This is a genomic window from Kitasatospora sp. NBC_01250 (genome assembly GCF_036226465.1).
Lineage (GTDB): Bacteria > Actinomycetota > Actinomycetes > Streptomycetales > Streptomycetaceae > Kitasatospora.
The window spans coordinates 5,874,036-5,899,696 of record NZ_CP108476.1; the positions used below are offsets into that span (position 1 = coordinate 5,874,036).

The 25,661-nt window shown below is 74.6% G+C and carries 15 protein-coding genes; 14 read left to right on the forward strand and 1 reads right to left on the reverse strand.

Annotated features, from left to right (window positions below; translation table 11 throughout):
* The first annotated feature begins 66 nt into the window (after positions 1–66).
* The 14 genes from OG500_RS24825 (at position 67) to OG500_RS24890 (ending at position 23,085) form a co-directional block, all read left to right on the forward strand.
* The gene (locus tag OG500_RS24825) at positions 67–2,112 is read left to right on the forward strand and encodes a putative bifunctional diguanylate cyclase/phosphodiesterase (RefSeq protein WP_327069035.1); all 2,046 of its coding nucleotides are present in this window, start codon (positions 67–69) and stop codon (positions 2,110–2,112) included.
* Between the two features lie 172 nt (positions 2,113–2,284).
* Positions 2,285–2,581, forward strand: a complete 297-nt coding sequence (gatC, locus tag OG500_RS24830; protein ID WP_184935436.1) for an Asp-tRNA(Asn)/Glu-tRNA(Gln) amidotransferase subunit GatC — start codon at positions 2,285–2,287, stop codon at positions 2,579–2,581.
* Between the two features lie 6 nt (positions 2,582–2,587).
* A complete protein-coding gene (gatA, locus tag OG500_RS24835) occupies positions 2,588–4,081 on the forward strand; it encodes an Asp-tRNA(Asn)/Glu-tRNA(Gln) amidotransferase subunit GatA (protein WP_327069036.1) in 1,494 nt (497 codons plus the stop codon).
* Positions 4,078–4,338, forward strand: a complete 261-nt coding sequence (locus OG500_RS24840) for a hypothetical protein (protein ID WP_327069037.1) — start codon at positions 4,078–4,080, stop codon at positions 4,336–4,338. Before gatA ends, OG500_RS24840 begins: the two co-directional genes overlap by 4 nt.
* A 72-nt stretch (positions 4,339–4,410) precedes the next feature.
* On the forward strand, positions 4,411–5,913 hold the full coding sequence (gene gatB, locus OG500_RS24845; protein WP_327069038.1) for an Asp-tRNA(Asn)/Glu-tRNA(Gln) amidotransferase subunit GatB: 1,503 nt from the start codon (positions 4,411–4,413) through the stop codon (positions 5,911–5,913).
* Positions 5,914–6,168: 255 nt separating this feature from the next.
* On the forward strand, positions 6,169–6,423 hold the full coding sequence (locus OG500_RS24850; RefSeq protein WP_327069039.1) for a hypothetical protein: 255 nt from the start codon (positions 6,169–6,171) through the stop codon (positions 6,421–6,423).
* 188 nt (positions 6,424–6,611) lie between these two features.
* Positions 6,612–9,710: a helix-turn-helix transcriptional regulator gene (locus OG500_RS24855; protein WP_327069040.1), complete on the forward strand. Its 3,099-nt coding sequence runs from the start codon at positions 6,612–6,614 to the stop codon at positions 9,708–9,710.
* A gap of 239 nt (positions 9,711–9,949) precedes the next feature.
* Positions 9,950–13,111, forward strand: coding sequence for a putative bifunctional diguanylate cyclase/phosphodiesterase (locus OG500_RS24860; RefSeq protein ID WP_329583533.1), 3,162 nt, complete (start codon positions 9,950–9,952; stop codon positions 13,109–13,111).
* A gap of 309 nt (positions 13,112–13,420) precedes the next feature.
* On the forward strand, positions 13,421–15,274 hold the full coding sequence (locus tag OG500_RS24865; protein ID WP_327069042.1) for an acetolactate synthase large subunit: 1,854 nt from the start codon (positions 13,421–13,423) through the stop codon (positions 15,272–15,274).
* A 24-nt stretch (positions 15,275–15,298) separates the two neighbouring features.
* The gene (ilvN, locus tag OG500_RS24870) at positions 15,299–15,823 is read left to right on the forward strand and encodes an acetolactate synthase small subunit (RefSeq protein WP_184935429.1); all 525 of its coding nucleotides are present in this window, start codon (positions 15,299–15,301) and stop codon (positions 15,821–15,823) included.
* A 113-nt stretch (positions 15,824–15,936) separates the two neighbouring features.
* Positions 15,937–16,932, forward strand: coding sequence for a ketol-acid reductoisomerase (ilvC, locus tag OG500_RS24875; RefSeq protein WP_327069043.1), 996 nt, complete (start codon positions 15,937–15,939; stop codon positions 16,930–16,932).
* 338 nt (positions 16,933–17,270) lie between these two features.
* The gene (serA, locus tag OG500_RS24880; RefSeq protein ID WP_327071679.1) at positions 17,271–18,863 is read left to right on the forward strand and encodes a phosphoglycerate dehydrogenase; all 1,593 of its coding nucleotides are present in this window, start codon (positions 17,271–17,273) and stop codon (positions 18,861–18,863) included.
* A 334-nt stretch (positions 18,864–19,197) separates the two neighbouring features.
* On the forward strand, positions 19,198–19,422 hold the full coding sequence (locus OG500_RS24885; RefSeq protein ID WP_327069044.1) for a hypothetical protein: 225 nt from the start codon (positions 19,198–19,200) through the stop codon (positions 19,420–19,422).
* A gap of 249 nt (positions 19,423–19,671) precedes the next feature.
* Entirely contained in the window at positions 19,672–23,085 is a 3,414-nt protein-coding gene (locus OG500_RS24890) for a S8 family peptidase (protein ID WP_329583537.1), read from the forward strand.
* Here OG500_RS24890 and OG500_RS24895 read toward each other — a convergent pair.
* Positions 23,036–25,579, reverse strand: coding sequence for a YfhO family protein (locus OG500_RS24895; RefSeq protein ID WP_329583540.1), 2,544 nt, complete (start codon positions 25,577–25,579; stop codon positions 23,036–23,038). The two genes, OG500_RS24890 and OG500_RS24895, sit on opposite strands and share 50 nt — an antisense overlap.
* Positions 25,580–25,661: the final 82 nt, after the last annotated feature.

Genomic DNA, 25,661 nt, shown 5'->3' on the forward strand with positions numbered 1-25,661 from the left:
GTTCTTCCGGTCGGTTCCAGCCGCGATGCGGCCTGGCGGGGGCGGGCCTGACGGAGGACAGGGCGTATGGATCGTACGACCGGCGGTGCGCTGACGCGTCCGCCGCAGGGGGTTGCGGGTGCGGTCCTGCTGCTCGGCGTCCTGCTGGCCGGGGCCGCACCGCTCATCCCGCTGGCCGTCCTGGTCAGCCGGCACGAGCCCGAACTGCTGCCGCTCTTCGCGGTCCCGATGGCCGTCCTGGTGGCGGCCTGGCGGATCGCCCGTGACCGGGCCAGGGACCAGCTCACCGATCCGCTGACCGGACTGCCGAACCGACATGCGCTGCTGCTGGCCGCGCAGGAGTCGATCGCCGAGCACGAGGCCGAGGAGGGGTACAGCGTCGGGCTGATCCTGCTCGACCTCGATCGGTTCCGGTCGTTGAACGACACTCTCGGGCATGCCGCCGGCGACCGCTTACTCGTGCACATCGGCCGCCGGCTGCACCGGGTGCTGCGCGGCGGCCAACTGGACGCCCGCCCGGGCCTGCCGGGCGCCGGACCGGGCACCGCGCCCCCGGCGCCCGCGACGGCCACCGGGTACGGCGCGGCTCCCACCGCCCGGCTCGACCTCGGTGCCGTGCCGCCGCCGCCCGCCGGACCGTTCGCCGCCGCACCGCCCGGCACCGGATCGCCCGCGGGGCCGTACCCGTCGGCGCCGTCCGGCCCCCGCGACCTGCTCGCCCCGCCCTACCTGCCGGCCCCGCCGGGCCAGCCGCTCCCGCTCGACCCGGGCCCCGCGGTCCCCGCCTTCCCCCTCACCTCGCCGCTCGCCGCGCTGCCGTCCGTGGCCCCGCCGGGCGACCCCCTCGGCCAGCTGGGCGCCGCCGACCGCCGCCGCGAGACCGAGGAGCTGCTGGCCTGCCTGCCGCCCGCCGCCGAGCACGCCCGCCGTGCGGTGGTGGCCCGGATGGGCGGCGACGAGTTCGCCGTCCTGCTGCCCGGCGTCGGGCACGCCGACACCCTGGAGCGCCTGGCCAAGGCGCTGATCGCCGAGCTGGCCGCGCCGATCCGGCTCGACGGCCTGCTGCTGGTGCTGGAGGCCAGCGCCGGTGTCTGCGTCTACCCGCAGCACGCGGGCGACGCAGAATCGTTGCTGCGGCGCGCGGACGTCGCGATGGGCCACGCGCAGCGCGGACGCACCGGTGTCGAACAGTACGACCACTCGCAGGACGCCGACACCCCCTACCGGATCGGCCTGCTCGGCGACCTGCGCCGGGCGCTGGAGACCGGCGAGGTGCAGCTGCACTACCAGCCCAAGGTGGCCTTCGACGGCCGGGTGGTGGGCCTGGAGGCGCTGCTGCGCTGGGAGCGCCCCGGGCGCGGCAAGGTCTCCCCGGACGAGTTCGTCGGCCTCGCCGAGTCCAGCGGCCTGATGCCCCGGCTCACCGACTACGTGCTGGAGGCCGCGATCGGCCAGCTCGCCGCCTGGCGCGGGCAGGGCCTGCAGGTGCAGGTGGCCGTCAACGTCTCGCCGCGCGACGTGCTCAACCCCGGCTTCGCCGAGCGGGTGGCCGCCCACCTCAGCCGCCACCAGGTCCCGGCCCACGCGCTCCAACTGGAGATCACCGAGCGGCTGTTGCTCGACGACTCGCGGCGGGCCGCCGACACCCTGGCCGAGCTGCGCCGGCACGGCGTGGGGATGTCGCTGGACGACTTCGGCACCGGCCACTCCTCGCTGGTGCGGCTGCGCAGCCTGCCGGTCGGCGAGCTGAAGATCGACCGCTCCTTCGTCTCCCGGATGGTCGCCGACGACCACGACGCGGCCGTGGTGCGCTGCTCGGTGGAGCTGGCCCACTCGCTGGGCCTGACCGTGGTGGCCGAGGGCGTGGAGGACGACGAGACCTGGGAGCGCCTGCACGGCCTGGGCGTGGACGCGGTGCAGGGCTGGCTGGTCTCCGCCGCGCTGCCCGCCGACCAGGCCACCGCCTGGCTGCGGGTGCACCGCACCGGGCCGCCCTCCGCCGAGCGGCTCACCCACCTGGAGCGCTGGACCGGGCAGGCCGAGCTGCCCTGCCCCGGCCTGCCCCGGCAGCCGCTGAGCCCGCCCACCGAGGCCCCCACCAGCCCGCAGTAACGTCCGCGACATCCGGCGCACCCCAGGGCCTGTCGTCAAACCCCCTAGGATGGTCAGCACAGACAAGAGGACGGAGACCGGCGCGGCCCTGCCCGCAGGTCCCCGTCCGGGTCGGTGCTCGCCCCATCGGGCGCCGCCGGCCTCATTCAGAACTCACCTTGAGGATCGCTGCATGCCTGGCATCACGCGCGAGGAGGTCGCCCACCTCGCCCGGCTGTCGCGTCTGGAGTTGCAGGCGGAGGAGCTTGACCACTTCGCCGAGCAGCTTGACGTGATCATCGGCGCGGTCGCCCGCGTTTCCGAGGTCGCCGGAGCGGACGTCCCGCCGACCTCCCACCCGCTGCCGCTGACGAACGTCATGCGCGCGGACGAGGTGCGCCCCTCGCTCACGCCCGAGCAGGCGCTCTCCGGCGCCCCGGCCGCCGAGGAGCAGCGTTTCCGGGTTCCGCAGATCCTCGGGGAGGACTGACCACCGATGACCGACCTCATCAAGTACACCGCTGCCGAGACCGCCGCCGCCGTCGCGGCCGGCACCGTCAGCGCGGTCGAGGTGGCCCAGGCGCACCTGGACCGGATCGACGCCGTCGACAAGAAGGTCAACGCCTTCCTGCACGTGGACACCGAGGGCGCGCTGGCCGCGGCCCGCGCGGTGGACGACAAGCGCGCCAAGGGCGAGGAGCTCGGCCCGCTGGCCGGCGTGCCGCTCGCGCTCAAGGACGTCTTCACCACCAAGGGCGTCCCCACCACCTGCGGCTCCAAGATCCTCGAAGGCTGGATCCCGCCCTACGACGCGACCCTGACGTCCCGTCTGAAGGACGCGGGCGTGGTCATCCTGGGCAAGACCAACATGGACGAGTTCGCGATGGGCTCCTCCACCGAGAACTCCGCCTTCGGCACCACCGGCAACCCCTGGGACCTGTCCCGGATCCCCGGCGGCTCCGGCGGCGGCTCGGCGGCCGCGCTGGCCGCCTACGAGGCCCCGCTGGCGATCGGCACCGACACCGGCGGCTCGATCCGCCAGCCCGGCGCCGTCACCGGCACGGTCGGCGTCAAGCCCACCTACGGCTCGGTCTCCCGCTACGGCCTGGTCGCCTTCTCCTCCTCGCTCGACCAGGGCGGCCCCTGCGCCCGCACCGTGCTGGACGCGGCGCTGCTGCACGAGGCGATCGCCGGCCACGACCCGCTGGACTCCACCTCGATCGACGCCCCGGTGCCGGCCGTGGTCGAGGCCGCCCGGCGGCGCGACGTGCGCGGCATGAAGATCGGCGTGGTCAAGGAGTTCGCCGGCGAGGGCTACCAGGCCGGCGTGATGCAGCGCTTCAACGAGAGCGTGGAGCTGCTGCGCGAGCTGGGCGCCGAGGTCGTCGAGGTCTCCTGCCCGTCCTTCACCCTGGCGCTGCCGGCGTACTACCTGATCGCGCCCAGCGAGGCCTCCTCCAACCTGGCCCGCTTCGACGCGATGCGCTACGGCCTGCGGGTCGGCGACGACGGCACCGCCTCCGCCGAGCAGGTCACCGCGCTCACCCGCGAGGCCGGCTTCGGCCCCGAGGTCAAGCGCCGCATCATCCTGGGCACCTACGCGCTCTCCTCGGGCTACTACGACGCGTACTACGGCTCGGCCCAGAAGGTCCGCACCCTGATCTCGCGCGATTTCGACGCCGCCTTCGCCGACGTCGACGTGCTGGTCTCGCCGACCACCCCCACCACCGCCTTCCCGATCGGCGAGCGCGCCGACGACCCGATGGCGATGTACCTGGCCGACCTGTGCACCATCCCCTCGAACCTGGCGGGCAACGCGGCCATGTCGCTGCCCTGCGGCCTGGCCCCGGAGGACAATCTCCCGGTCGGCCTGCAGATCATCGCACCCGCGATGGCGGACGACCGCCTGTACCGCGTGGGCGGCGCCGTCGAGGCCGCACTCAACGACAAGTGGGGGCATCCCCTGCTCGAGGAGGCACCGGCACTGTGAGCAAGATCGAGAAGGCCAAGGCCAGCAGTTCGCAGATCAAGGGCTGGAAGCACAGCAAGCCCGGTCTGTGGCTGTCCATCGGCACCAGCACCTTCGGTGCGCTGGGCGTCGTCAAGGAATTCCGGAAGGCTCGCAGCGAGAACGACACGCTGCTGCTGGCCAACGCCGTGGTCGGCGCCGCCGCGCTGCTCACCGGCACGCTGCTGCTGGTCCGTGAGCTGCGGCAGCTGGGCAGCGACGACGTCCTCGCGGGCTGACGCCCCGTCGGTCCGGTCCCGCCCGCGGGACCGGACCGGTACCTCCCAAGTCTTTTTAGTGAAGGGGACGCTGTGAGCGTCATGAACCTGGTGTCCTACGACGACGCGCTCGCCTCCTATGACCCGGTGATGGGTCTGGAGGTCCACGTCGAGCTGGGCACCAAGACGAAGATGTTCTGCGGCTGCTCCACCGAGCTCGGTGCCGAGCCGAACTCGCAGACCTGCCCGACCTGCCTGGGTCTGCCCGGCTCGCTGCCCGTGGTGAACGCGGTCGGCGTGGAGTCCGCGGTGCGCATCGGCCTCGCGCTGAACTGCGAGATCGCCGAGTGGTGCCGGTTCGCGCGGAAGAACTACTTCTACCCGGACATGCCGAAGAACTTCCAGACCTCGCAGTACGACGAGCCGATCGCCTTCAACGGCTACCTCGACGTGCGCCTGGAGGACGGCGAGACCTTCCGGGTCGAGATCGAGCGCGCGCACATGGAGGAGGACACCGGCAAGTCCAGCCACGTCGGCGGTGCCACCGGCCGGATCCACGGCGCCACGCACTCGCTGCTGGACTACAACCGGGCCGGCATCCCGCTGATCGAGATCGTCACCAAGCCGATCGAGGGCGCGGGCGAGCGCGCCCCCGAGGTGGCCAAGGCGTACGTCGCCGAGCTGCGCGAGCTGATCAAGGCGCTGGGCGTCTCCGAGGCGCGGATGGACAAGGGCCAGATGCGCTGCGACGTCAACCTGTCGCTGCGCCCCAACGGCACCAAGACCTTCGGCACCCGCTCGGAGACCAAGAACGTCAACTCGCTGCGCAGCGTGGAGCGGGCGGCCCGGTTCGAGATCCAGCGGCACGCCACCGTGCTGACCGACGGCGGCACCATCGTCCAGGAGACCCGGCACTTCCACGAGGAGGACGGCTCCACCACCGCCGGCCGGATCAAGGACAACGCCGAGGACTACCGCTACTTCCCCGAGCCGGACCTGGTCCCGATCGCCCCGGCCCGCGAGTGGGTCGAGCAGCTGCGGGCCGAGCTGCCCGAGCTGCCCCGGGTGCGCCGGGCCCGGCTGCAGGCCGAGTGGGGCCTGTCCGACCTGGACATGCAGTCGGTGCTCAACGCCGGTGCGGTGGAGCTCATCGAGCAGACCATCGCGGCCGGTGCGCCGGCCGACCAGGCCCGCAAGTGGTGGCTGGGCGAGCTGGCCCGCCGCTCCAACGAGACCGGCACCGAGCTGTCCGAGCAGCCGATCACCCCGGTCCAGGTGGCCCGGGTCTGCGCGCTGGTCGCCGAGGGCAAGCTGAACGACAAGCTGGCCCGCCAGGTGATCGAGGGCGTGCTGGCCGGCGAGGGCGGGCCGGACGAGGTGGTGGCCGCCCGCGGGCTGGCCGTGGTCTCGGACGACTCCGCGCTCGGCGCCGCCGTCGACCAGGTGATCGCCGACAACCCGGACGTCGCCGAGAAGATCCGCGGCGGCAAGGTGCAGGCGGTGGGCGCGCTGGTCGGCGCGGTCATGAAGGCCACCCGCGGCCAGGCCGACGCGGCCAAGGTGAAGGACCTGATCCTGGAGCGGCTTGCCGCGTAAGGACATCGGGCGCCGTCTGGAGCGGCTCGGCGCCGCCTGAGTAGCGCTCTAAGGACCTCGCGAAGCCCGTGGCCACCCCTCCTTAGGGGTGGCCACGGGCTTTTGCCTCTCCTTCTAAGGCGCCCACCCCTCCCAAGATCGGGCATGCTGCCGATGTGCCGCACCCCCCTGGGCGAGGAGTCTCTAGGTATCGGACGACGGACCGGCCGCAGGGGACCGGGAAGCGTCCCGCAGGGATTCCGAGGGGAACGCACCATGACCGAGATCGAGTACCAGCTCTACAGCCAGCGCGGTGCCGAGCTGCGCGCCGAGGCCGCCCACCGGCGCCTGGTGGCACAGGCCCGTCAGGCCGACCGGGCGCGCCAGGGCGGCACGGGCCGCCTCGGCCGCCTCGCCGCGGGCCTGCGCCGCGGCCCGCGCCAGGCCCACCAGGCGCCCGCCGCCCGGACGACGGCCGCCCGCCGCCCGGTGGTGAGCACGGCCGGCTCGCCCGGGATCGGCGAATGCTGATCGGACCACCGGTCTGCGACGCTCCGTCGAGAGCGCTGCGACCGCAGGGGCATGCGACGCGGGGGAGGGATGCCGAGGGCGCCCTCCCCCGCGTCGCGTCCGCGCGCACGCCTGCCGACGGATCGCCAGGTCCGCTCCCCGGGATAACCGTTCGGCCCCCGTCGGACCGCTGTGGCATGCTCTGCGCCGTGGAGCAGATCTCGGTCAGTCCTGTGTTCGTCGGCCGTGGCAGCGAGATCGCCTCGCTCACCAGGGCACTGCGCCGTGCCGCGGCCGGGCAGCCGCAGGCGCTGCTGGTCGGCGGCGAGGCGGGGGTGGGCAAGACCCGGCTGCTGGAGGAGTTCCTCTGCCGGGCCGAGCGCGAGGAGCGGCCGGCCGCCGTCACCATGCTCGGCAACTGCCTGGAGGTCGGTGCCACCGGGCTGCCGTACGCCCCGCTGGTCACCGCCCTGCGCCGGCTGCACCGCCGGCTGGGCCCCGAGCTGGAGCAGGCCGCCGCCGGCATGGAGGGCCATCTCGCCCGGCTGCTGCCCGAGTTCGGCGAGGCCGACGCCGAACCCAACGACGAGTACGGCCGGGCCCGGCTGTTCGAGCACGTCGGCCGCCTCTTCGAGCGGCTGAGCGCCGAGCGCACCCTGGTGCTGGCGATCGAGGACCTGCACTGGTCCGACCGCTCCACCCGTGAGCTGCTCAGCTATCTGATCAGCACCCTGCACCGGTCCCGGGTGCTGATCCTGGCCACCTACCGCACCGACGACCTGCACCGCCGCCACCCGCTGCGCCCGTTCCTGGCCGAGCTGGAACGCCAGCGCACCGTGCACCGCCTGGAGCTGGAGCGGTTCGGCCAGCACGAGGTGGCCGCCCAGCTGGCGGGCATCCTGGGCGTCGAGGCGCCGGACGGCCGGCTGGTCGCGCGGATCCACCGCCGCTCGGAGGGCAACCCGTTCTTCGTCGAGGAGCTGGCCTGCTCGCACCAGGAGGGCTGCTCGGTGGGGCTGAGCGACTCGCTGCGCGACATCCTGCTGGTGCGGGTGGAGGCACTGCCCGAGCAGACCCAGCGGGTGCTGCGGATCGCCGCCGAGGGCGGCTCGCGGGTCGAGCACCAGCTGCTCGAAGCGGTCCTGGCGAGCGGGCGCGAGGCCGATGCGGACGACCTGCTGGACGCGCTGCGCACCGCGGTCGGCGCCAACATCCTGCAGCCGGACAAGGACGGCGAGGGCTACCGGTTCCGGCACGCGCTGGTCCGCGAGGCGGTCTCGGACGACCTGCTGCCCGGCGAGCGGACCAGGATCAACCGCCGTTTCGCCGAGGCCCTGGCGGCCGATCCCGGCCTGGTCGGCGGCGACCAGCAGCCGGCCCGGCTGGCCAACTACTGGTACCACGCGCACGATCCGGCCCGCGCGCTGCCGTCCGCGCTGGAGGCCGCCCGGGCCGCCCGGCGCCGCAACGCCTTCGCCGAGCAGCTCAGCCTGCTGGAGCGGGCCATCGAGGTGTGGGACGAGGTGGACGAGGAGAGCCTGCGGACCACCCTGCGCCCGTACGACTGGGCCGAGAGCTACCCGCCGTGCTGTTGCGAGCCGGCCGCCCACCGGACCGAGTGCGACCGGCTGCGCCTGGTCGACGTGCTGGCCGAGGCGGTGGTCGCGGCCCGTCGGTCCGGCGACCGGGACCGCGGCCTGAGCCTGGCCAAGCGGGCCCTCAAACTGGTGGACGAGGCCGAGAACCCGCTGCGCGCGGCCTGGTTCCGGATGAACCGGGCCCGGATGCTGGCCCACCTCAACCGTCTCGGCGGCGACCAGGAGCTGGCGCACGCCCGGCGGCTGGTCGAGAGCACGCCGCCCTCGGCCGTCAAGGCCGACGTCTACGCGATGGTGGCCGGCCAGTCGCTGCTCCGCGAGGTCACCGAGGCCGACCGGGCGATCGCCGAGCAGGCGGTGGCGATCGCCCGCCAGGTCGGTGCGACCAGCGTCGAGCTCTTCGCCCGGATGACCCTCGGCTCGATCCACACCGACCTCGGCGACCCCGAGCGCGGCATCACGACGCTGCGCGAGGCCATCGACGAGGCCCGCCGGCTCAGCGTGCCCGACCTGCTGACCCGGGGGCTGAACAACCTGGCCAGCATGCTCGGCCAGCTGGGCCGGGCCGAGGAGGCCGTCGCGCTGGCCAGGGAGGGGCTGGCGGTGGCCGGTGACCTCGGCCTGCTGCGCAACACCGGGGCGATCCTGGCCGGCAACCTGGCGGAGTGCCTGCTGATGGCCGGGGACCCGGCGCAGGCGGCCGCCGTGCTGGCCGACTGGGAGGGCGACGGGCGCCCCGAGGCCCACGACCCCTATCTGTTCCGGCTGCGCGGCGAACTCGCGCTGCACCGCGGGGAGTGGGCCAGGGCCGAGGAGTTCCTCGCCCTGGCCCGGGTCGGTGACCGGCACCAGCCGCAGCACACGGTGCCGAGCGCGCTGCTGGAGCTCGAACTCGCCGCCCGCGCCGGGCACCCGCTGAAGGCCAGGAGCGCCCTGACCACGCTGCTGGACGCCCTCCCGCCGGTCCGCACCGCCGTGCTGCTGCCGCTGCTGGCCCGGGCCGCCGGGGTGGAGGCCGACACCCGCGGGCTGCCGGCCGCCGAGCCCGACCGCCCCGAGGTGCTGCGCCGGATCGCCGCCGAACTGGCCGTGGCGCGCCCGCTCGCCCCGCTGCACCGGGGCTGGCTGGCGCTGGCCGAGGCCGAGCTGGCCAGGGCCACGGGGAGCGACACCCCGGCGCACTGGGCGGCTGCCGTCGAGCCGCTGCGCGCCACCGGGCTGCCCTATCCGCTGGTGCTGGCGCTGCTGGGGGCGGCCGGTGCGGCGGCAGCGCTGGGCGAGCGTGAGCGGGCGGGCGAACTGCTGCGCGAGGCGGGCCCGTTGGCCGAGCTGCGCGGTGACCTGGAGCTGGCCAGGCAGATCGCCCGACTGGCCGAGCGCGCCGGCGTGGCCCGGGTCCTGCGCGCCGCCGGGCCGGCCGACGAGGGCCGGCCCGCGGGCGGGCCGACGGCGGGCGGCGAGCCGGCGGTGGGGGCCGCGGCCTTGCACCTGACGCCCCGGGAGACGGACGTGCTGCGCCTGCTCGCCGAGGGCCGGACCAACCGCCAGATCGCCGAGGAGCTCTTCATCTCGCCGAAGACGGCCAGCGTGCACGTCTCCAACATCCTGGCCAAGCTGGAGGTCTCGGGGCGCGGCGAGGCGGCGGCGCTGGCCCACCGGCTGCGGCTGTTCCCCGAGCCCGTCCTGGTACCGGTATCCGGCGGCGCGTAGTCCGGCGCACGGACGCACGCGCCCCGGCGCGCGTGCTCCCGGGCGTGCGCTACGGCCAACCGGGCCGATCTGGTGGAAGCGGGTGCATATCCCTACTCTCGGACCATTACTCTAAGTTGAGTGCGCGTGTCATTGAGTGACCGAAGTGGTGCAGGGTCCCGGCTGGGAACCCCGGGCGGTACCGGGCTCGGCCGACCCGGTGCGCCGCCGGTGCCCCGGACCGGAGGGGGAGGTGCCCGGTGAGCCCGGCCGACGTCGTGCCCCAGACGCTGCCCGCCCGCCCCCGGGAGGCAACGCAGCCGCAAACCACCGCGGCGCCCGCCCCCGGTGCGGTGCCCACCGGCGCCTCGGCCCTCGGCCCGCCGCCGGGGCGCCGACCGCTGCTGCCGATCGGCCGGCTGCCCGGGGTGCTGCTGGCGCTGCTCGGCCTCGGTTACGCGGTCGGTGCCGCCACCGGCTGGGGGTCGCCGGCAGTGGCGAAGTTCATGGGTGACTTCGGCCTGGCGGGCGCGGCCATGGTGGCCGCCCTGTCCTGCCTGGCGCACGGCTGCACGGTGCCCGGGCCGACCCGGCCGGCCTGGCTGCTCTTCGGCCTCTCCTCCGCCTCCGTGGCGCTCGGCAACGGCACCTGGGGCTGGTACGAGGTGGTGCTGCGCACCGACCTGCCGCCGGACTCGCTGGCCGACTACGCCTTCCTGCCGTTCGCCCCGCTGGCCATCACCGGCCTGCTGGTGCTGGCCCAGCGCCCGCGCGGCGCGGCCGGCTGGCTCTGCCTGCTGCTGGACGGCTGGATGGTGGCCGGCTCGCTCTTCACGCTCAGCTGGAGCCTGGCGCTGGGCCGCACCGCCGAGGGCGAGGTCGGCGACCCGCTGCGGCTGGCGCTGGGCCTGGCCTACCCGGTGCTGGACATCCTGATGGTCTCGCTCGTGGTCGGCCTGCGCTTCCGCGGCCGGGACGGCAACCGGGCCGCCGTGCACACCGTGATGCTGGCCCTGGCGGTCACCGTGGTCTGCGACGGCCTCTTCACCTCGCGCACCCTGCACGACACCTACCACTCCGGCAACCTGCTGGACGCGGGCTGGGTCGCGGGCAGCCTGCTGCTCGCCTCGGCGCCCTGGTCGACCCGGTGGGGGCGCGGGCGCCCGAGCCGTGAGCACCCCTCGGCCGGCGGCCTGCCGCGCCGCCGGGTGGCCTCGACCTTCAGCGCGCTGACTCCGTACGCCGCCGCCGCGGTCTGCACGGCCGGCATCCTCGACAACGCCCTCGGAGGCCATCCGATGGACCGGGTGGTGATCGTGGTCGCCTGCACGGTCGGCCTGGCCCTGATCGTCCGTCAGGGCATCATGCTGCTCGACAACCTGTCGCTGGCCCAGGAGCTGGCCCAGAAGGAGGCGCACTTCCGCTCGCTGGTCCAGGGGTCCAGCGATGTGATCATGATCACCGGCGCCAACGGTGTGCTCTCCTACGTCTCGCCGGCCGCCCTCGGGGTCTACAGCCGCGATCCGGAGGAGCTGGTCGGCGGCCGGCTGCTGGACCTGGTGCATCCCGAGGACGCGGACCGGGTGGTCGGCGAGGTGCACCGGTTCCTGGCCCGCAGCCAGCGCCTGGCCCGCCAGCTCACCCCCACCGCGCACCGGCCCACCCCGCGCGCGATGGAGCCCAGCGCCCGGGTGGAGTGCCGGATCCGGGCCGGCGGCGGGGAGTGGCTGCACGTGGAGTCCACCGTCAACCGCTACCGCGACGGGCTGATCCTGAACAGCCGCGACGTCACCGAACGCGTCAGTCTGCAGGCGCAGTTGCAGCACAACGCGTTCCACGACCCGCTCACCGACCTGCCCAACCGGGCGCTGTTCGCCGAGCGGCTGCGCGCCTCGCTCGGCGGGCGCTCCCTCCAACCGCCTGGGGCCGAGTCCCCGCGCGAGCACCCCTACCAGGAGCCCGGCACGGTGGCGGTGCTCTTCCTGGACCTGGACGGCTTCAAGGCGGTCAACGACACCGTCGGGCACCAGGTCGGCGACCAGTTGCTGGTGCAGGCGGCCCGCCGGCTGCAGGCCACCGTGCGCACCGGTGACACGGTGGCCAGATTCGGCGGCGACGAGTTCGCGGTGCTGGTCTGCGGCCCGCTGGGCCGGCTGCGGGTGCAGGAGCTGGCCGAGCGGCTGCGCCTGGCGCTCTCCGAGCCGTACTGGATCGGCGGCACCGAACTGGGGGTGGCCGCCAGCATCGGGATCGCCTTCGGCCCGCGCGGCCTGGACGAGTACGGCCAGCCGGTGGGCGAGGTGGCCGTACTGGCCGACGAGCTGATGCGCGACGCCGACCTCGCGATGTACCGGGCCAAGTCCGAGGGCAAGGGCCGGGTGGTGCTCTACAGCTCCGCGATGCGGGCCGACGTGGAGCACCGCCGGGAGCTGGACGACCGGCTGCGCCTGGCGGTGCGCGAGGGCGGCTTCGCGCTGTACCACCAGCCCGTGGTGGACCTGCGCACCGGCGCCGTGGCCGGGGTGGAGGCGCTGGCCCGCTGGCGCTCGGCCCAGGGCCTGCTGCTCACCCCGGCCGAGTTCCTGCGCGCCGCCGAGGCCGGTGACGCGGCCGGCCGGTTCACCCGCTGGCTGCTCCAGCAGTCGATCGCCGAGGCCGCGCTGCGCTCGGCGGTGGGCCCCGGCGGCGCGGGGCGCGGGCCGGCCGGCGCGGTGCCGGTCACCGTGCGGCTGACCGCCGAGCGGCTGTGCGCGCCCGGGGTGCACGAGACCATCGCCGCGGCGCTGCGCGAGTGCGGCCTGCCGCCCGGGCGGCTGGTGATCGAGCTGGCCCGGATGGGATCGGACGCCATGGCCGACGAGCTGGGCCGCAAACTGGCCGCGCTGCGCCGGCTCGGGGTGGGCACCGCGCTGGCCGGCTTCGGGGCCGGCAGCGGCTCGCTGAGCGCGCTGGCCCGGCTGTCGTTCGACGCGCTGAAGCTGGACCGCGCGCTGGTCCAGGAGCTGGCCGACAACCCGCGCAGCCGGGCGCTGGCGGGCCACGCGCTGCGGCTGGGCCGCGAACTGGGCCTGGCCACCTGCGCGGAGGGGGTGGACAAGGAGCGCCAGGTGACGGTGCTGCAGGAGCTGGGCTGCCGGTACGGGCAGGGCCTGGCCTTCGCCCAGCCGCTGGACGAGTTCCGGCTGCGCCGGGCGCTGGCCCGCCGGCTCTACCCGCTGCCCCGGCCGCTGGGCGCGGTCTCGGCCCGGCTCGCCTACCTGTCCGCCGCCGACACCCGTTCGGGTGGACGTCCGGAGCCCGGCGCGGGCCGCCCCGCGCAGCCGCACCCGGCGCACGAGTCCGCGGAGTGCCAGGCCGCCTGCGGCACCGTGCCGGGGTCCACGGCCGGTCCGCATAACGAGACGTCGATCCCACCTGCTTGACATCGGCCCGCGCCGAGGAGCAAGGTCGGTGCCATGACCACCCGAATTCTCGTACTTGGCGGGCGCGTCGGCTGAGCCCCGGACCTCGTCCGGACTCGTACCTGGCCGACGCGCCACCCCTCGCTTGCCCTTGGCACGAGGGGTTTTTTGTTGCACTCGCACTGTTTGAACACCGATGTACCGCCGGTTCGTCCCTCCGGATATCGGACGGAACGGACCAGCACCCGGCTACCGGACCCTCGCCGGCGGAGCAGCACAGCGCCCCGGGGGAGCCCGCCGGGCCGGCCGAAACCGAGAAGAGACAGGCAGATGACTGAGCACACGGCATCCCCCCGCCGCGGGGACCAGCAGGGCGGCCCGTCCCAGGAGGCTCCCGCGGTGGTCGAGACCATGACCGGCGCGCAGTCGCTCATCCGCTCGCTCGAGGCGGTCGGCGCGGAGACCGTCTTCGGCATCCCGGGCGGTGCGATCCTGCCGGCGTACGACCCGCTGATGGACTCGGTCAAGGTCCGGCACATCCTGGTCCGCCACGAGCAGGGCGCGGGCCACGCGGCCACCGGATACGCGCAGGCCACCGGCAAGGTGGGCGTCTGCATGGCGACCTCGGGTCCGGGCGCCACCAACCTGGTCACCCCGATCGCCGACGCCTACATGGACTCGGTGCCGATGGTCGCGATCACCGGCCAGGTCGCCTCCAAGGCGATCGGCACCGACGCCTTCCAGGAGGCGGACATCTGCGGCATCACGATGCCGATCACCAAGCACAACTTCCTGGTCACCGACCCGGCCGAGATCCCGCGGGTGATCGCCGAGGCCTTCCACATCGCCGCCACCGGACGTCCGGGCCCGGTGCTGGTGGACATCGCCAAGGACGCGCTGCAGGCCACCACCACCTTCCGCTGGCCGGTGGAGCTGTCGCTGCCGGGCTACCGCCCCGTCACCAAGCCGCACGCCAAGCAGATCCGCGAGGCCGCCAAGCTGCTGGTCGCCGCCCGCAAGCCGGTGCTCTACGTGGGCGGCGGCGTGCTCAAGGCGAACGCCACCACCGAGCTGCGGATCCTGGCCGAGCTGACCGGCGCCCCGGTGGTCACCACGCTGATGGCGCTGGGCGCCTTCCCCGACAGCCACCCGCAGCACCTGGGCATGCCCGGCATGCACGGCAGCGTCCCGGCGGTCACCGCCCTGCAGAAGTCCGACCTGCTCTTCACCCTCGGCGCCCGGTTCGACGACCGGGTCACCGGCAAGCTGGACAGCTTCGCGCCGTACGCCAAGGTGGTGCACGCCGACATCGACCCGGCCGAGATCGGCAAGAACCGCCCGGCCGACGTGCCGATCGTGGGCGACGCGCGCGAGGTGCTGGCCGACCTGATCGTCGCCGTCCAGGCCGAGCACGAGGCCGGCCGCACGGGCGACTACAGCGACTGGTGGGTCAAGCTCAACGAGTGGAAGAAGACCTACCCGCTGGGCTACGAGTCGGCCCCCGCCGGCGAGTTGTCGCCGCAGCAGGTGATCGAGCGGATCGGGCAGCTGGTCGGCTCGGACGCGATCTACGCGGCCGGCGTCGGGCAGCACCAGATGTGGGCCTCGCAGTTCATCAACTACGAGAAGCCGGCCAGCTGGCTCAACTCCGGCGGCGCGGGCACCATGGGCTACGCGGTCCCGGCCGCGATGGGCGCCAAGGCGGGCCGCCCGGAGGCCGCGGTCTGGGCGATCGACGGCGACGGCTGCTTCCAGATGACCAATCAGGAACTGGTCACCTGCGCGCTGAACAACATCCCGATCAAGGTCGCGGTCATCAACAACGGTTCGCTGGGCATGGTCCGCCAGTGGCAGACCCTCTTCTACAACCAGCGCTACTCCAACACCGTGCTGCACGCCGGCCCCGAGCACGACGGCGTCGCCCCGCCGCCGCAGGGCACCCGGATCCCGGACTTCGTGCTGCTCTCCGAGGCGATGGGCTGCGTGGGTCTGCGCTGCGAGCGCCCCGAGGACCTGGACGCGGTGATCAAGCAGGCGATGGAGATCAACGACCGCCCGGTGGTGATCGACTTCATCGTCCACCAGGACGCCATGGTCTGGCCGATGGTGGCCGCCGGCACCAGCAACGACGAGATCCTCTTCGCCCGGGGCGTGCGCCCCGACTTCGGCGACGACCTCGACTGAACCTCGAACTAGGAATCAGAGACCATGTCCAAGCACACCCTCTCCGTCCTGGTCGAGAACAAGCCCGGCGCGCTGGCCCGCGTCGCCGCCCTGTTCTCCCGTCGGGGCTTCAACATCGACTCCCTCGCCGTCGGCCCGACCGAGCACCCGGACATCTCCCGGATGACCATCGTGGTCAACGTCGAGGATCTGCCCCTTGAGCAGGTCACCAAGCAGCTCAACAAGCTGGTCAACGTGATAAAGATCGTCGAGCTCGACCAGTCCGCTGCGATCCAGCGGGAACTGGTCCTGGTCAAGGTCCGGGCCGACAACGAGACCCGGTCCCAGGTCGTCGAGATCGTGCAGCTCTTCCGCGCCAAGACCGTGGACGTGTCGCCGGACGCCGTCACCATCGAGGCCACCGGCAGCTCGGACAAGCTGGAGGCGATGCTGCGAATGCTGGAACCGTACGGCATCAAGGAGCTCGTGCAGTCGGGCCTGGTGGCGATCGGGCGCGGTGCCCGGTCGATCACCGACCGCTCGCTGCGCGCGCTCGACCGCAGCGCCTGACCGAACCGCGTCTCCCCGCTGTCTCAGCAGCTGAGCGCGACCCCCTGAACCCCTGTCACCTGCGCGTACGGTAGCCAGAGCACCGACGTGACCAACCAAGGAGAAGTCCCACCGTGGCCGAGCTGTTCTACGAAGACGACGCCGACCTGTCCATCATCCAGGGCCGCAAGGTCGCGGTCATCGGCTACGGCAGCCAGGGCCACGCCCACGCGCTGTCGCTGCGCGACTCGGGTGTCGACGTCCGCGTGGGCCTGCTGGAGGGCTCCAAGTCCCGGGCCGCCGCCGAGGAGGAGGGCCTGCGCGTGGTCACCCCGTCCGAGGCCGCCGCCGAGGCCGACGTCATCATGATCCTGGTGCCGGACCCGATCCAGGCCGACGTCTACAAGGAGGCCGTCGAGCCGAACCTGAAGGCGGGCGACGCCCTCTTCTTCGGCCACGGCCTGAACATCCGCTTCGGCTTCATCAAGCCCCCGGCCGACGTCGACGTCTGCATGGTGGCCCCCAAGGGCCCGGGTCACCTGGTCCGCCGCCAGTACGTCGAGGGCCGCGGCGTGCCGTGCATCGTGGCCGTCGAGCAGGACGCCACCGGCGGCGCCTTCGCGCTGGCGCTCTCCTACGCCAAGGGCATCGGCGGCACCAAGGCCGGCGTCATCAAGACCACCTTCACCGAGGAGACCGAGACCGACCTGTTCGGCGAGCAGGCGGTCCTCTGCGGCGGCACCGCCGCCCTGGTCAAGGCCGGTTTCGAGACCCTGGTCGAGGCCGGCTACCAGCCGGAGATCGCCTACTTCGAGTGCCTGCACGAGCTGAAGCTGATCGTCGACCTGATGTACGAGGGCGGCCTGGAGAAGATGCGCTGGTCGGTCTCCGAGACCGCCGAGTGGGGCGACTACGTCACCGGCCCGCGGATCATCACCGCCGACACCAAGGCCGAGATGAAGAAGGTCCTGGCCGAGATCCAGGACGGCACCTTCGCCAACACCTGGATCGCCGAGTACAAGGCCGGTCTGCCGAAGTACAACGAGTACAAGACCGCGGACTCCGAGCACCTGCTGGAGACCACCGGCAAGGAGCTGCGCAAGCTGATGAGCTGGGTCAAGGAGGCCTGACCAGCCGGTCGGTGAGTGGTGGGGGCGGGCCCGATCGGAAGCCGACGGGCCCGTCCCCACCGTTGCTCCGGCGCCCGGCGTGGGCCCGCTGCGCCGCTGTACACGGCGTCGGTCCCGTGCGGGTGATTTCGCCGCACGGGCACAGGCAAAGCCCTTGCCCGCCGATAGACTTCCGAGTGCGCGTCAGGCCCACAGCGTCGTGCGTCTACCTACGCGGCATGCCACCATCCCCACGCCCGCCGGAGCGCTGCGCCGGCCACGCCACCCACGTGACCGTGGAGCGGGGGAGTACCGGACAGTAAGGACCAACTGTCGTGAGCACTGTGACATCCAAGGCCGTGACCTCTCAGAGCGCCGTCGTACTGATCGCCGAAGAGCTGTCGCCCGCCACCGTCGACGCCCTGGGGCCGGACTTCGAGATCCGCCACTGCGACGGAGCCGACCGCACCGAACTGCTGACCGCCATCGCGGACGTGGACGCCATCCTGATCCGCTCGGCCACCCGGATCGACGCCGAGGCGCTGGCCGTGGCGAAGAAGCTGAAGGTGGTCGCCCGGGCCGGTGTCGGCCTGGACAACGTCGACGTCGCCGCCGCCACCAAGGCCGGCGTGATGGTCGTCAACGCGCCGACCTCCAACATCGTCACCGCCGCCGAACTCGCCTGCGGGCTGCTGATCTCGGTGGCCCGCAACATCGCGCCCGCCAACTCCGCGCTCAAGGCCGGTGAGTGGAAGCGCAACAAGTACACCGGCGTCGAGCTGTCCGAGAAGACCCTCGGCGTGGTGGGCCTGGGCCGGATCGGCGTGCTGGTCGCCCAGCGGATGTCCGCCTTCGGCATGAAGATCGTCGCCTACGACCCCTACATCCAGGCCGCCCGCGCGGCCCAGATGGGCGTCAAGCTGCTCTCGCTGGACGAGCTGCTGGAGGTCTCCGACTTCATCACCGTCCACTTGCCCAAGACCCCCGAGACGATCGGCCTGATCGGCGACGACGCGCTGCACAAGGTCAAGCCGAGCGTGCGGATCGTCAATGCCGCCCGCGGCGGCATCGTCGACGAGGCCGCGCTCGCCGCCGCCCTCAAGGAGGGCCGGGTGGCCGGCGCCGGCCTCGACGTCTACGCCAAGGAGCCGTGCACCGACTCCCCGCTCTTCACCTTCGACAACGTGGTGGCCACCCCGCACCTGGGCGCCTCCACCGACGAGGCGCAGGAGAAGGCCGGCATCGCCGTCGCCAAGTCGGTGCGCCTGGCGCTGGCCGGCGAGCTGGTCCCGGACGCGGTCAACGTCCAGGGCGGCGTGATCGCCGAGGACGTGCGCCCCGGCCTGCCGCTGGCCGAGAAGCTCGGCCGGATCTTCACCGCGCTGGCCGGCGAGGTGGCGGTGCGGCTCGACGTCGAGGTGCGCGGCGAGATCACCCAGCACGACGTCAAGGTGCTCGAACTCTCCGCGCTCAAGGGCGTCTTCGAGGATGTCGTGGCCGAGACGGTGTCCTACGTCAACGCCCCGCTGTTCGCCCAGGAGCGCGGCGTCGAGGTACGCCTGACCACGAGCAGCGAGAGCGTCGAGCACCGCAACGTGATCACTGTGCGCGGCACCCTGGCCGACGGCGCCGAGATCGCCATCTCCGGCACGCTGTCCGGCCCCAAGCAGCAGCAGAAGATCGTCGGCGTGGACGCCTTCGAGGTGGACGTGGCGCTCACCGACCACATGGCCTTCTTCAAGTACGAGGACCGCCCCGGCGTGGTCGGCACCCTGGGCCGGATCCTCGGCGACGCGGGCATCAACATCGCCGGCATGCAGGTGGCCCGGGACGGCGAGACCAAGGACGCGCTGGCCTCGATCACCGTCGACTCCCAGATCCCGCAGGAGGTGCTGGCCGAGATCGCCAGCGAGGTGGGCGCCAAGTTCGCCCGCGGGGTCGACCTGGGCTGATCCGGCCGGCCGACGCGCCGTCAGTTCGCCGACCCCGGACCGCCGAGCGGTCCGGGGTCGGCGTGCGTTTTCGGCCAGGTCAGGCCCGGTTGGGCCCGCCCGGGTGAGAGTCGTCTCAGATAGTAGGAAATCCAACTAGTCGTGCAGACAGCAGCCTGGGCTCGGCGTACCGTGAAATGACCATCCGGTTCCCCCGCCAGGGCCCCACCAAGCCGCCCGGCGCGCGCGGGCCGGGTGCGCCGTACGCAGCGCGGCGGGCGATCCCCGCCAGGCGTATACCCCCCTCCTCCCGCTTCCGGCGCCGCACGGCGTCTTCTGGACCAAGGAGCCCGGTATGCCCTCCACCGCAGAGCAGGTCAGCCACCGTCACACCGCCGCCCCCCTCGGCATCGCCGCCCGGAACGCCGCTGTCCTGGGCGCCCCGGGACAGCCGCGCCGCCGCCGGCGCCGTCTCGACCCGCACGCCCCGGCCGGCTTCGGCCAGAGTGCCGGGCAGGCCGCCGCCGCGCTGCAGCGGGCGCTCGACCGCCGCGACAACGGCGGCGCCACCGGGCACTGACCACGCGGCCCCGGCCGTTGCAGGGACCGCGCGTTGGGCCATTCGCCTGACGTGGCGTCAGTATCCGGGACGGGGTCGCGGGCGGCCCGAGATCCTGAGGTGGTGCGTATCCGACCACTTCGCCCCGGGCCACCCCGCTCCCGATCCTCCGCTCCCCGTCACCTGCACCGGCACGGACCCCAGCACCAGCACGGACCCCAGCACCGGCACGGCCCCCGGCACCGCGCGGCGCGCCGCCGGCTCCCCGGGGTGCTGCTCGCGCTGGCCCTGCTGGCCGGACCGCTGGTGCTCGCCGCCGTGCCCCCCACCGGCCTGGCGGTCGAGCAGAGCGGGGCCGCGGGCGGCGCCCGGAGCTCGGTGCTGCTCGAACTGGACACCGAGTCCGCCGCTCCCGCCTGGCGCCGGGCGGCCGAGGGCGCCCGGCGCGAGCAGCGCTCGGCGGCCCAGGCCGGCCAGGCGGCAGCCGAGGCGGGCCGGGCGGCCCGGCAGCGCGCCGAGGCGGCCCTCACCCGTCTGGAGCAGCGGCTCGGGTCGGGCGTCCGGGTGCTCTACCGCACCCACACCCTCTTCACGGGCCTGGCCGTCAACGCCCCCACGGCCCGGCTCGCGGCGCTGCGCTCGCTGCCCGGCGTGCGTGCGGCGCACCCGATCGCGCCCAAACAGCGCTCCAACGCGCACTCCGTCCCGCTCACCGGCGCACCGGCGCTCTGGGGCGGGGTGCCCGGGAACACCGGGCAGGGGGTGCGGATCGGCATCATCGACAGCGGGATCGACTACACCCACGCCGATTTCGGCGGCCCCGGGACGGAGGCCGCCTACCGCGCGGTCGATCCCGCCAGGCCCGCACCCGCCGGGCTCTTCCCCAATGCCAAGGTGACCGGCGGGCAGGACCTGGTCGGTGACGACTACGACCCCGACCCGAGCGCCGCCGGCTACCAGCCGGTGCCGCACCCCGACCCCAATCCGCTGGACTGCGCCCGCAACGGCCACGGCACCCACGTGGCCGGCACCGCGGCCGGCTACGGCGTCGATGCCCAGGGGCAGACCTACCGCGGCCCGTACCGCCCGGGCCTGGACCCGGCCGCCTTCCGGATCGGCCCCGGCGCCGCACCGGGCGCCACTCTCTACGCGATCAAGGTCTTCGGCTGCCAGGGCTCCACCGACCAGCTCGCGCGCGCCCTGGACCTGGCCGCCGACCCGGACCAGAAGGGCGACCTCGCCGACCATCTGGACGTGGTCAACCTCTCGCTCGGCAGCGGCTTCGGCGACCCCGGCGACGCCGACGCGCTGGCCGCCGACAAGCTCGCCGAGGCCGGCACCGTGGTGGTCGCCTCGGCCGGCAACGACGGCGACGTCTACGGCATCGGCGGCAGCCCGGGAGTGGCCACCCGGGCCATCGCGGTGGCCGCCTCGGTCGACGGCCACGGCGACGCCGACGGCGTGCGGGTGCTCGCCCCGGCGGCGCTGGCCGGGGTGCTGCCCGCCCACTGGAGCGCCCGCTACACCGGCTGGAGCACCGCCGAGGTGACCGCCGAGGTGGTGCGGCCCACCGCCGACCCGGACGGCTGCACCGCCTTCGGCCCGGTGGACGCGGCCCGGCTGCGCGGCCGGATCGCCCTGCTCGACTGGGCCCGGACCGACGCCGACCGGGCCTGCGGCTCCACCCCGCGCGCCGACCACGCCGCCGACGCGGGCGCCGTCGGCGTGCTGCTGGCCGGGACGGGCGCCGCCGACCCGGCCGCGGGCGGCCGGCTGGACGAGATCGGCGGAGACGAGCGGATCCCCGCCGCGCTGCTCGGCGCCGAGGACGGCGACCGGCTGCGCCAGGCCGTGGATCCGCCGGCCGGCCGGGGTGGGCTCACCGTGCGGCTCGCCACCGCGGGCAACCCGCTGCACGGTGCGGTCGGCCAGGACTGGCCCGACCGGGTCGACACGCTCACCGGCTTCAGCTCCCGCGGCATCGGCGAACCGGGCGTGGTCAAGCCCGACCTGGCGGCGCCCGGCGAGACCATCTGGTCCGCCAAGGCCGGCACCGGCAGCTGGGGCACCCGTGAGGACGGCACCTCGATGGCCGCCCCGCACATCACCGGGACCGCCGCGCTGGTCCGCGCCGCCCACCCCGATTGGAGCGTCACCGAGGTCAAGGCCGCGCTGATGAACACCGCCACCGACCTGCGGGCGGGCAACGGCCGCAGCGGCCCGCTGCTCGGCCCCGAGCGGGCCGGGGCCGGGCGGGTGCGCGTCGACCTGGCCGTCGCCACCCCGGCCGTCGCCTACGCGGCCGACGACGCCGGCCAGGTCGGCCTCTCCTTCGGCCCGGTCCCGGTGACCGGGCCGCTCACCGTCACCCGCGACGTCGCGGTGCGCAACCTGTCCGGCGCGCCGATGAGTTATCGCACCGGGTACCAGGCGGACACCGAACTGCCCGGCGCCCGTTTCGACCTGACGCCGGACCAGCTGACGGTCGCGCCGGGGGAGAGCGCCCTGGTCCACGTCACCCTGAGCGTTCCCGGCCCGCTCGACCGGGTGCCCGATCCCACCCTGACCCGCACCCAGTCCGGGCGGGCCCGCACCTTCCGCGGCGAGCTCTCCGGGCGCCTGCTGCTCACCCCGGCCGCGAGCGGTGCGCCCGAGCTCCGGGTGCCGCTCTTCGCCGCCCCGCGCGCCGCCTCCGAGCTGACCGCGACGGCCGTCGGCGCCACCACGCCGGCGGTGCGGCCCGGACCCCAGCCAGGGCAGCCGGGACAGGCGGCGCAGGCGGGTCCCGCCGGGCCGGTGGTGACCAGGCTCGCCGTCACCGGCACCCCCGCGCTCACCAGCGCCGGGCCGGCCTCGCTGATCAGTGCCTTCGAGCTCGGCGGCGAGGGCGCGCGGTGGCCGGACTGCGCGCCTGCCGAACCCGCCCCCACCCCCGCGCCCAGTGGCCGGGCGGCGGCGCCCGGCAGCCTGGAGCGCCCCGAGCACAGCCAGGACGGCGCCCCGTGCGCCGCCCAGGGTCCCGACCGCTCGGCCGACCTGCGAGCGGTGGGCGCGGCCGGCGACGCGCCCACCGTGCCGGCCGCCGACGCCAGGCTCTACCTGGCGGCCACCAGCTGGGCCCCGGCCGTCACTCCGGTGGCCGCCACGGCGGTGCGCGCCGCGCTCGACACCGACGGCGACGGCGTGCCGGACGCGTTCGTGGTCGCCGACCGGCTGCCGGGCAGCGACGTCCTGGTGGCCCGGCTGCTGGACGCCCGCAGCGGAGCGCAGCTCGACGTCCAGCCGCTCAACGCCCGATGGGGTGATACCGACACCGATCTGCTGGACAGCGACACCGTCGTCCTGCCGATCCGGATGTCCGCGCTGCCCAGGTTCTCGCCCGCGGGCGGCCGGATCCGCTACGCCATCTGGACCGGTTCGGTGGGTGGCACACCCGACCCGGCGCACGCGCTCTCCGCCGTCGGGCTCACCGACGGCCGCCCGCGACTGGAGTTCGATCCGCTCCACCCGGCCCTGGACATCCGCTCCGGCCTGGGCGGATCGAGCGCCATCGCCTCGCCCGAGGCCCCTGGCACCGTGCTGGAGGTGCGCCGCTCGACCCCCGCCCCGGCCCGCCTGCTCCTGGTGCACCACCTCAACACCGACGGACATCGGGCCCAGCTGCTCGACCTGCCGGCGGGTTGAGCCCAGCGGGCCCCGGTGGCGCCGCCGCCCGCTCGCGGCGGCGCCACCAGGACCCCACCGTCACCAGCAGCCACCCGCCCACCGCCGCGGCCGAGACCCACAGCCCCGGCGCCAGCCCCGGCTGCTCGAAGGTGCAGCCGATCCGGCTCGCGCCCGGGCCCAGCGGGACGGCGAGCAGTCCCTGCACCGACCCCGCGGGTGCCGACGGTCCGCCGTCCACCCCGCACCGCCACCCCGGCACCGCGGGCACCGCGAGCACCGCGCTGCCGGTGCTGCCCGGCGGCAGCTCGGCGCTGACGGTGTGCCCGCCGGCCCGCACCGACCGGGCCCCGCCCGCGCGCAGCCCCTGCACCGCCTGCGCCAGCGCCGCCGGATCCAGGCAGCCGAACGGGCTGGCCGGTACCTGGGTGGCCAGCTCGACGTGCACCGTCACCCGGACCACGCCGTCCGCCGGCACCGGACCGAGCGGCAGGATCGGCAGCGCCGTCGCGTTCTGCTCCCCGCGCACCGTCAGCACACCGCCCGGCCAGCTCAACCGGCCGTTCAGATAAGGCGCGTAGAGGTAGGCCAGGCGTCCGGGCGCGCAGCCGGCAGTGAGTTCGGTACCGGCTTCGCCCGCCGGCGTGGTGGGCAGCGACCAGCCGCTGCGGCCGTGGTCGGTCGGGGCCGGCCCGGCGCCCGGCACCAGCACCGGGACCTGGTAGACCGCCGCGCCGAGCAGCGCCTGCTGGCGCGCCCAGACCGGGGCGCCGCTCGGCGGGGTCGGCGCCCCGGGCGGGCGCACGGTGACCAGCGGCGCCGCGGGTGACCGGCGCACCGTCGGGCCGGGCTGGAGCGAGCTGCCCACCGCGAGCAGCGCCTGCCCGACCGGATCGGCGGCGCTGAGCGTCTGGCGCCCCTGCAGCAGCCAGCCGGCGCCCAGCGAGTGCAGCGCCTGCGCGGTGGCCAGCGGCAGGTAGTCGCTGCGGTAGCCGCCGCCCTGGCCGCCCAGCAGCATCGGATCGTTGCCGGTGAGTGCCGTCGGCCCGGGGTCGGCGCGGGCGGCCGGCCAGTCCTCGGCCGACCGGAGCAACCGCCGTGCCGCCGCGGCCTGTTCGGCCGCCGGCTCGGGTGCCGGCAGCACGGCCTGGACCGGCACGGGCAGTGCGGCGGTGGTCGCCGCCGTCGGATCGTCCGGCTCGCGGTCACGCGGCCCCAGCGCCGCGTAGGCCGCCGCGCCCGACCCCAGGAGGACGGCGCAACCCAGCACCGTCGCCGCGGCGCGCCGCCGGCCGGCCCCGGTGGAGGCCAGCGCCCACAGCGCCCCCACCAGCACCGGGACCCCGGCCCCCAGCAGCACCCAGGTGAGCGGGGTCGACCCGCGGGCCCCGGCCAGTGCGGCCGGCCCGGCGAGCAGCGCCGCCCCGCAGCCGAGCGCGAGCGGGCCGGGCCGGTGCGCCAGGCCGACCCAGGCCGCCATGGTCAGCAGCCCGGCCAGCACGAAGGTCGACCGGTACGGATCGCCCTGCGGCGCGGTCGCCACGTGCCACAGCAACTGGCTCGGCCGCCAGACGAACGCGATCGCGACCAGCGCCAGCGCCAGCGGCCAAACCAGACGCTCGCGCACCGGCACCGCGCGGTTGAACGGCAGCGCGGCCACCAGCAGCAGGACCGGCACACCGGTGAAGACCTCGGGCAGCCCGCTCCCGGCGGGAGTGCCGGGCAGCAGCCGGGCCAGGTAGTCGGTGAGCCCCGGCGTGCCAGGGTGCGGCACGGCGGCGGGCACCGCGGTCCGCCCGGCCTCGAAGGTCACCCAGAGCACCGGCGCCGCCGCCGCGACCCCGGTCGCCGTCATCGCCAGCGCCCGCCCCAGCGAGCGCAGCCGCTCACCCGCCGGGCGCCGGTCCACCAGCAGGCGCAGCACCAGGACCAGGGCGGCCCCGAGGGTGGCCGCCGCTGCGGTGTAGAAATTGCCGACCCAGGCCAGCGCGACCGCCACCGCGCCCAGCGGCCACCCGGTGCGCCGCAGGCAGCGGTCGAAGGCCAGGCCGACCAGCGGCAGCGAGACCAGTCCCCAGAGCCAGGCGGGCCGCCCGACCCCCTCCACCAGTACCCAGGCACAGAGCCCGTACCCGGTGGCGAGCAGCGCCCGCAGCCACCCCGGGCCCGGGGCCAGCCGCCCCAGGAAGACGGTCATCAGCGCGGTGCCCAGGCCGATGCTCAGCAGGGTGCCGAGGAAGACGGCCAGAGCCACCTGTTCGCGCGGGACGAGCAGGACCAGCAGCGAGAACGGGTTCAGCAGATCGGTCACCAGGTCGGGCAGGAACGGCACCCCGTAACCACTGTTCCAGTTGACCAGCAGGTCCCCGCCACCGCGCCCGTGCAGCAGGTCCCACAGGTGCGCGTGCAGCGGGACCACCTGCTCGGCCAGCACCGTCCCCGCCCGCGGCCCCGCCCCGAACGGATACCCCCGCCGCGCCGCCAGCGCCACCACGTACACCCCCACCGCGAGCACGGCGGAACCCGGCGCGGCGCGGCGGCCACTTTCGGGTGATTCCCCCTCAGGACCCGCCGGGTAGCCTGAAGTGGACCGCCAG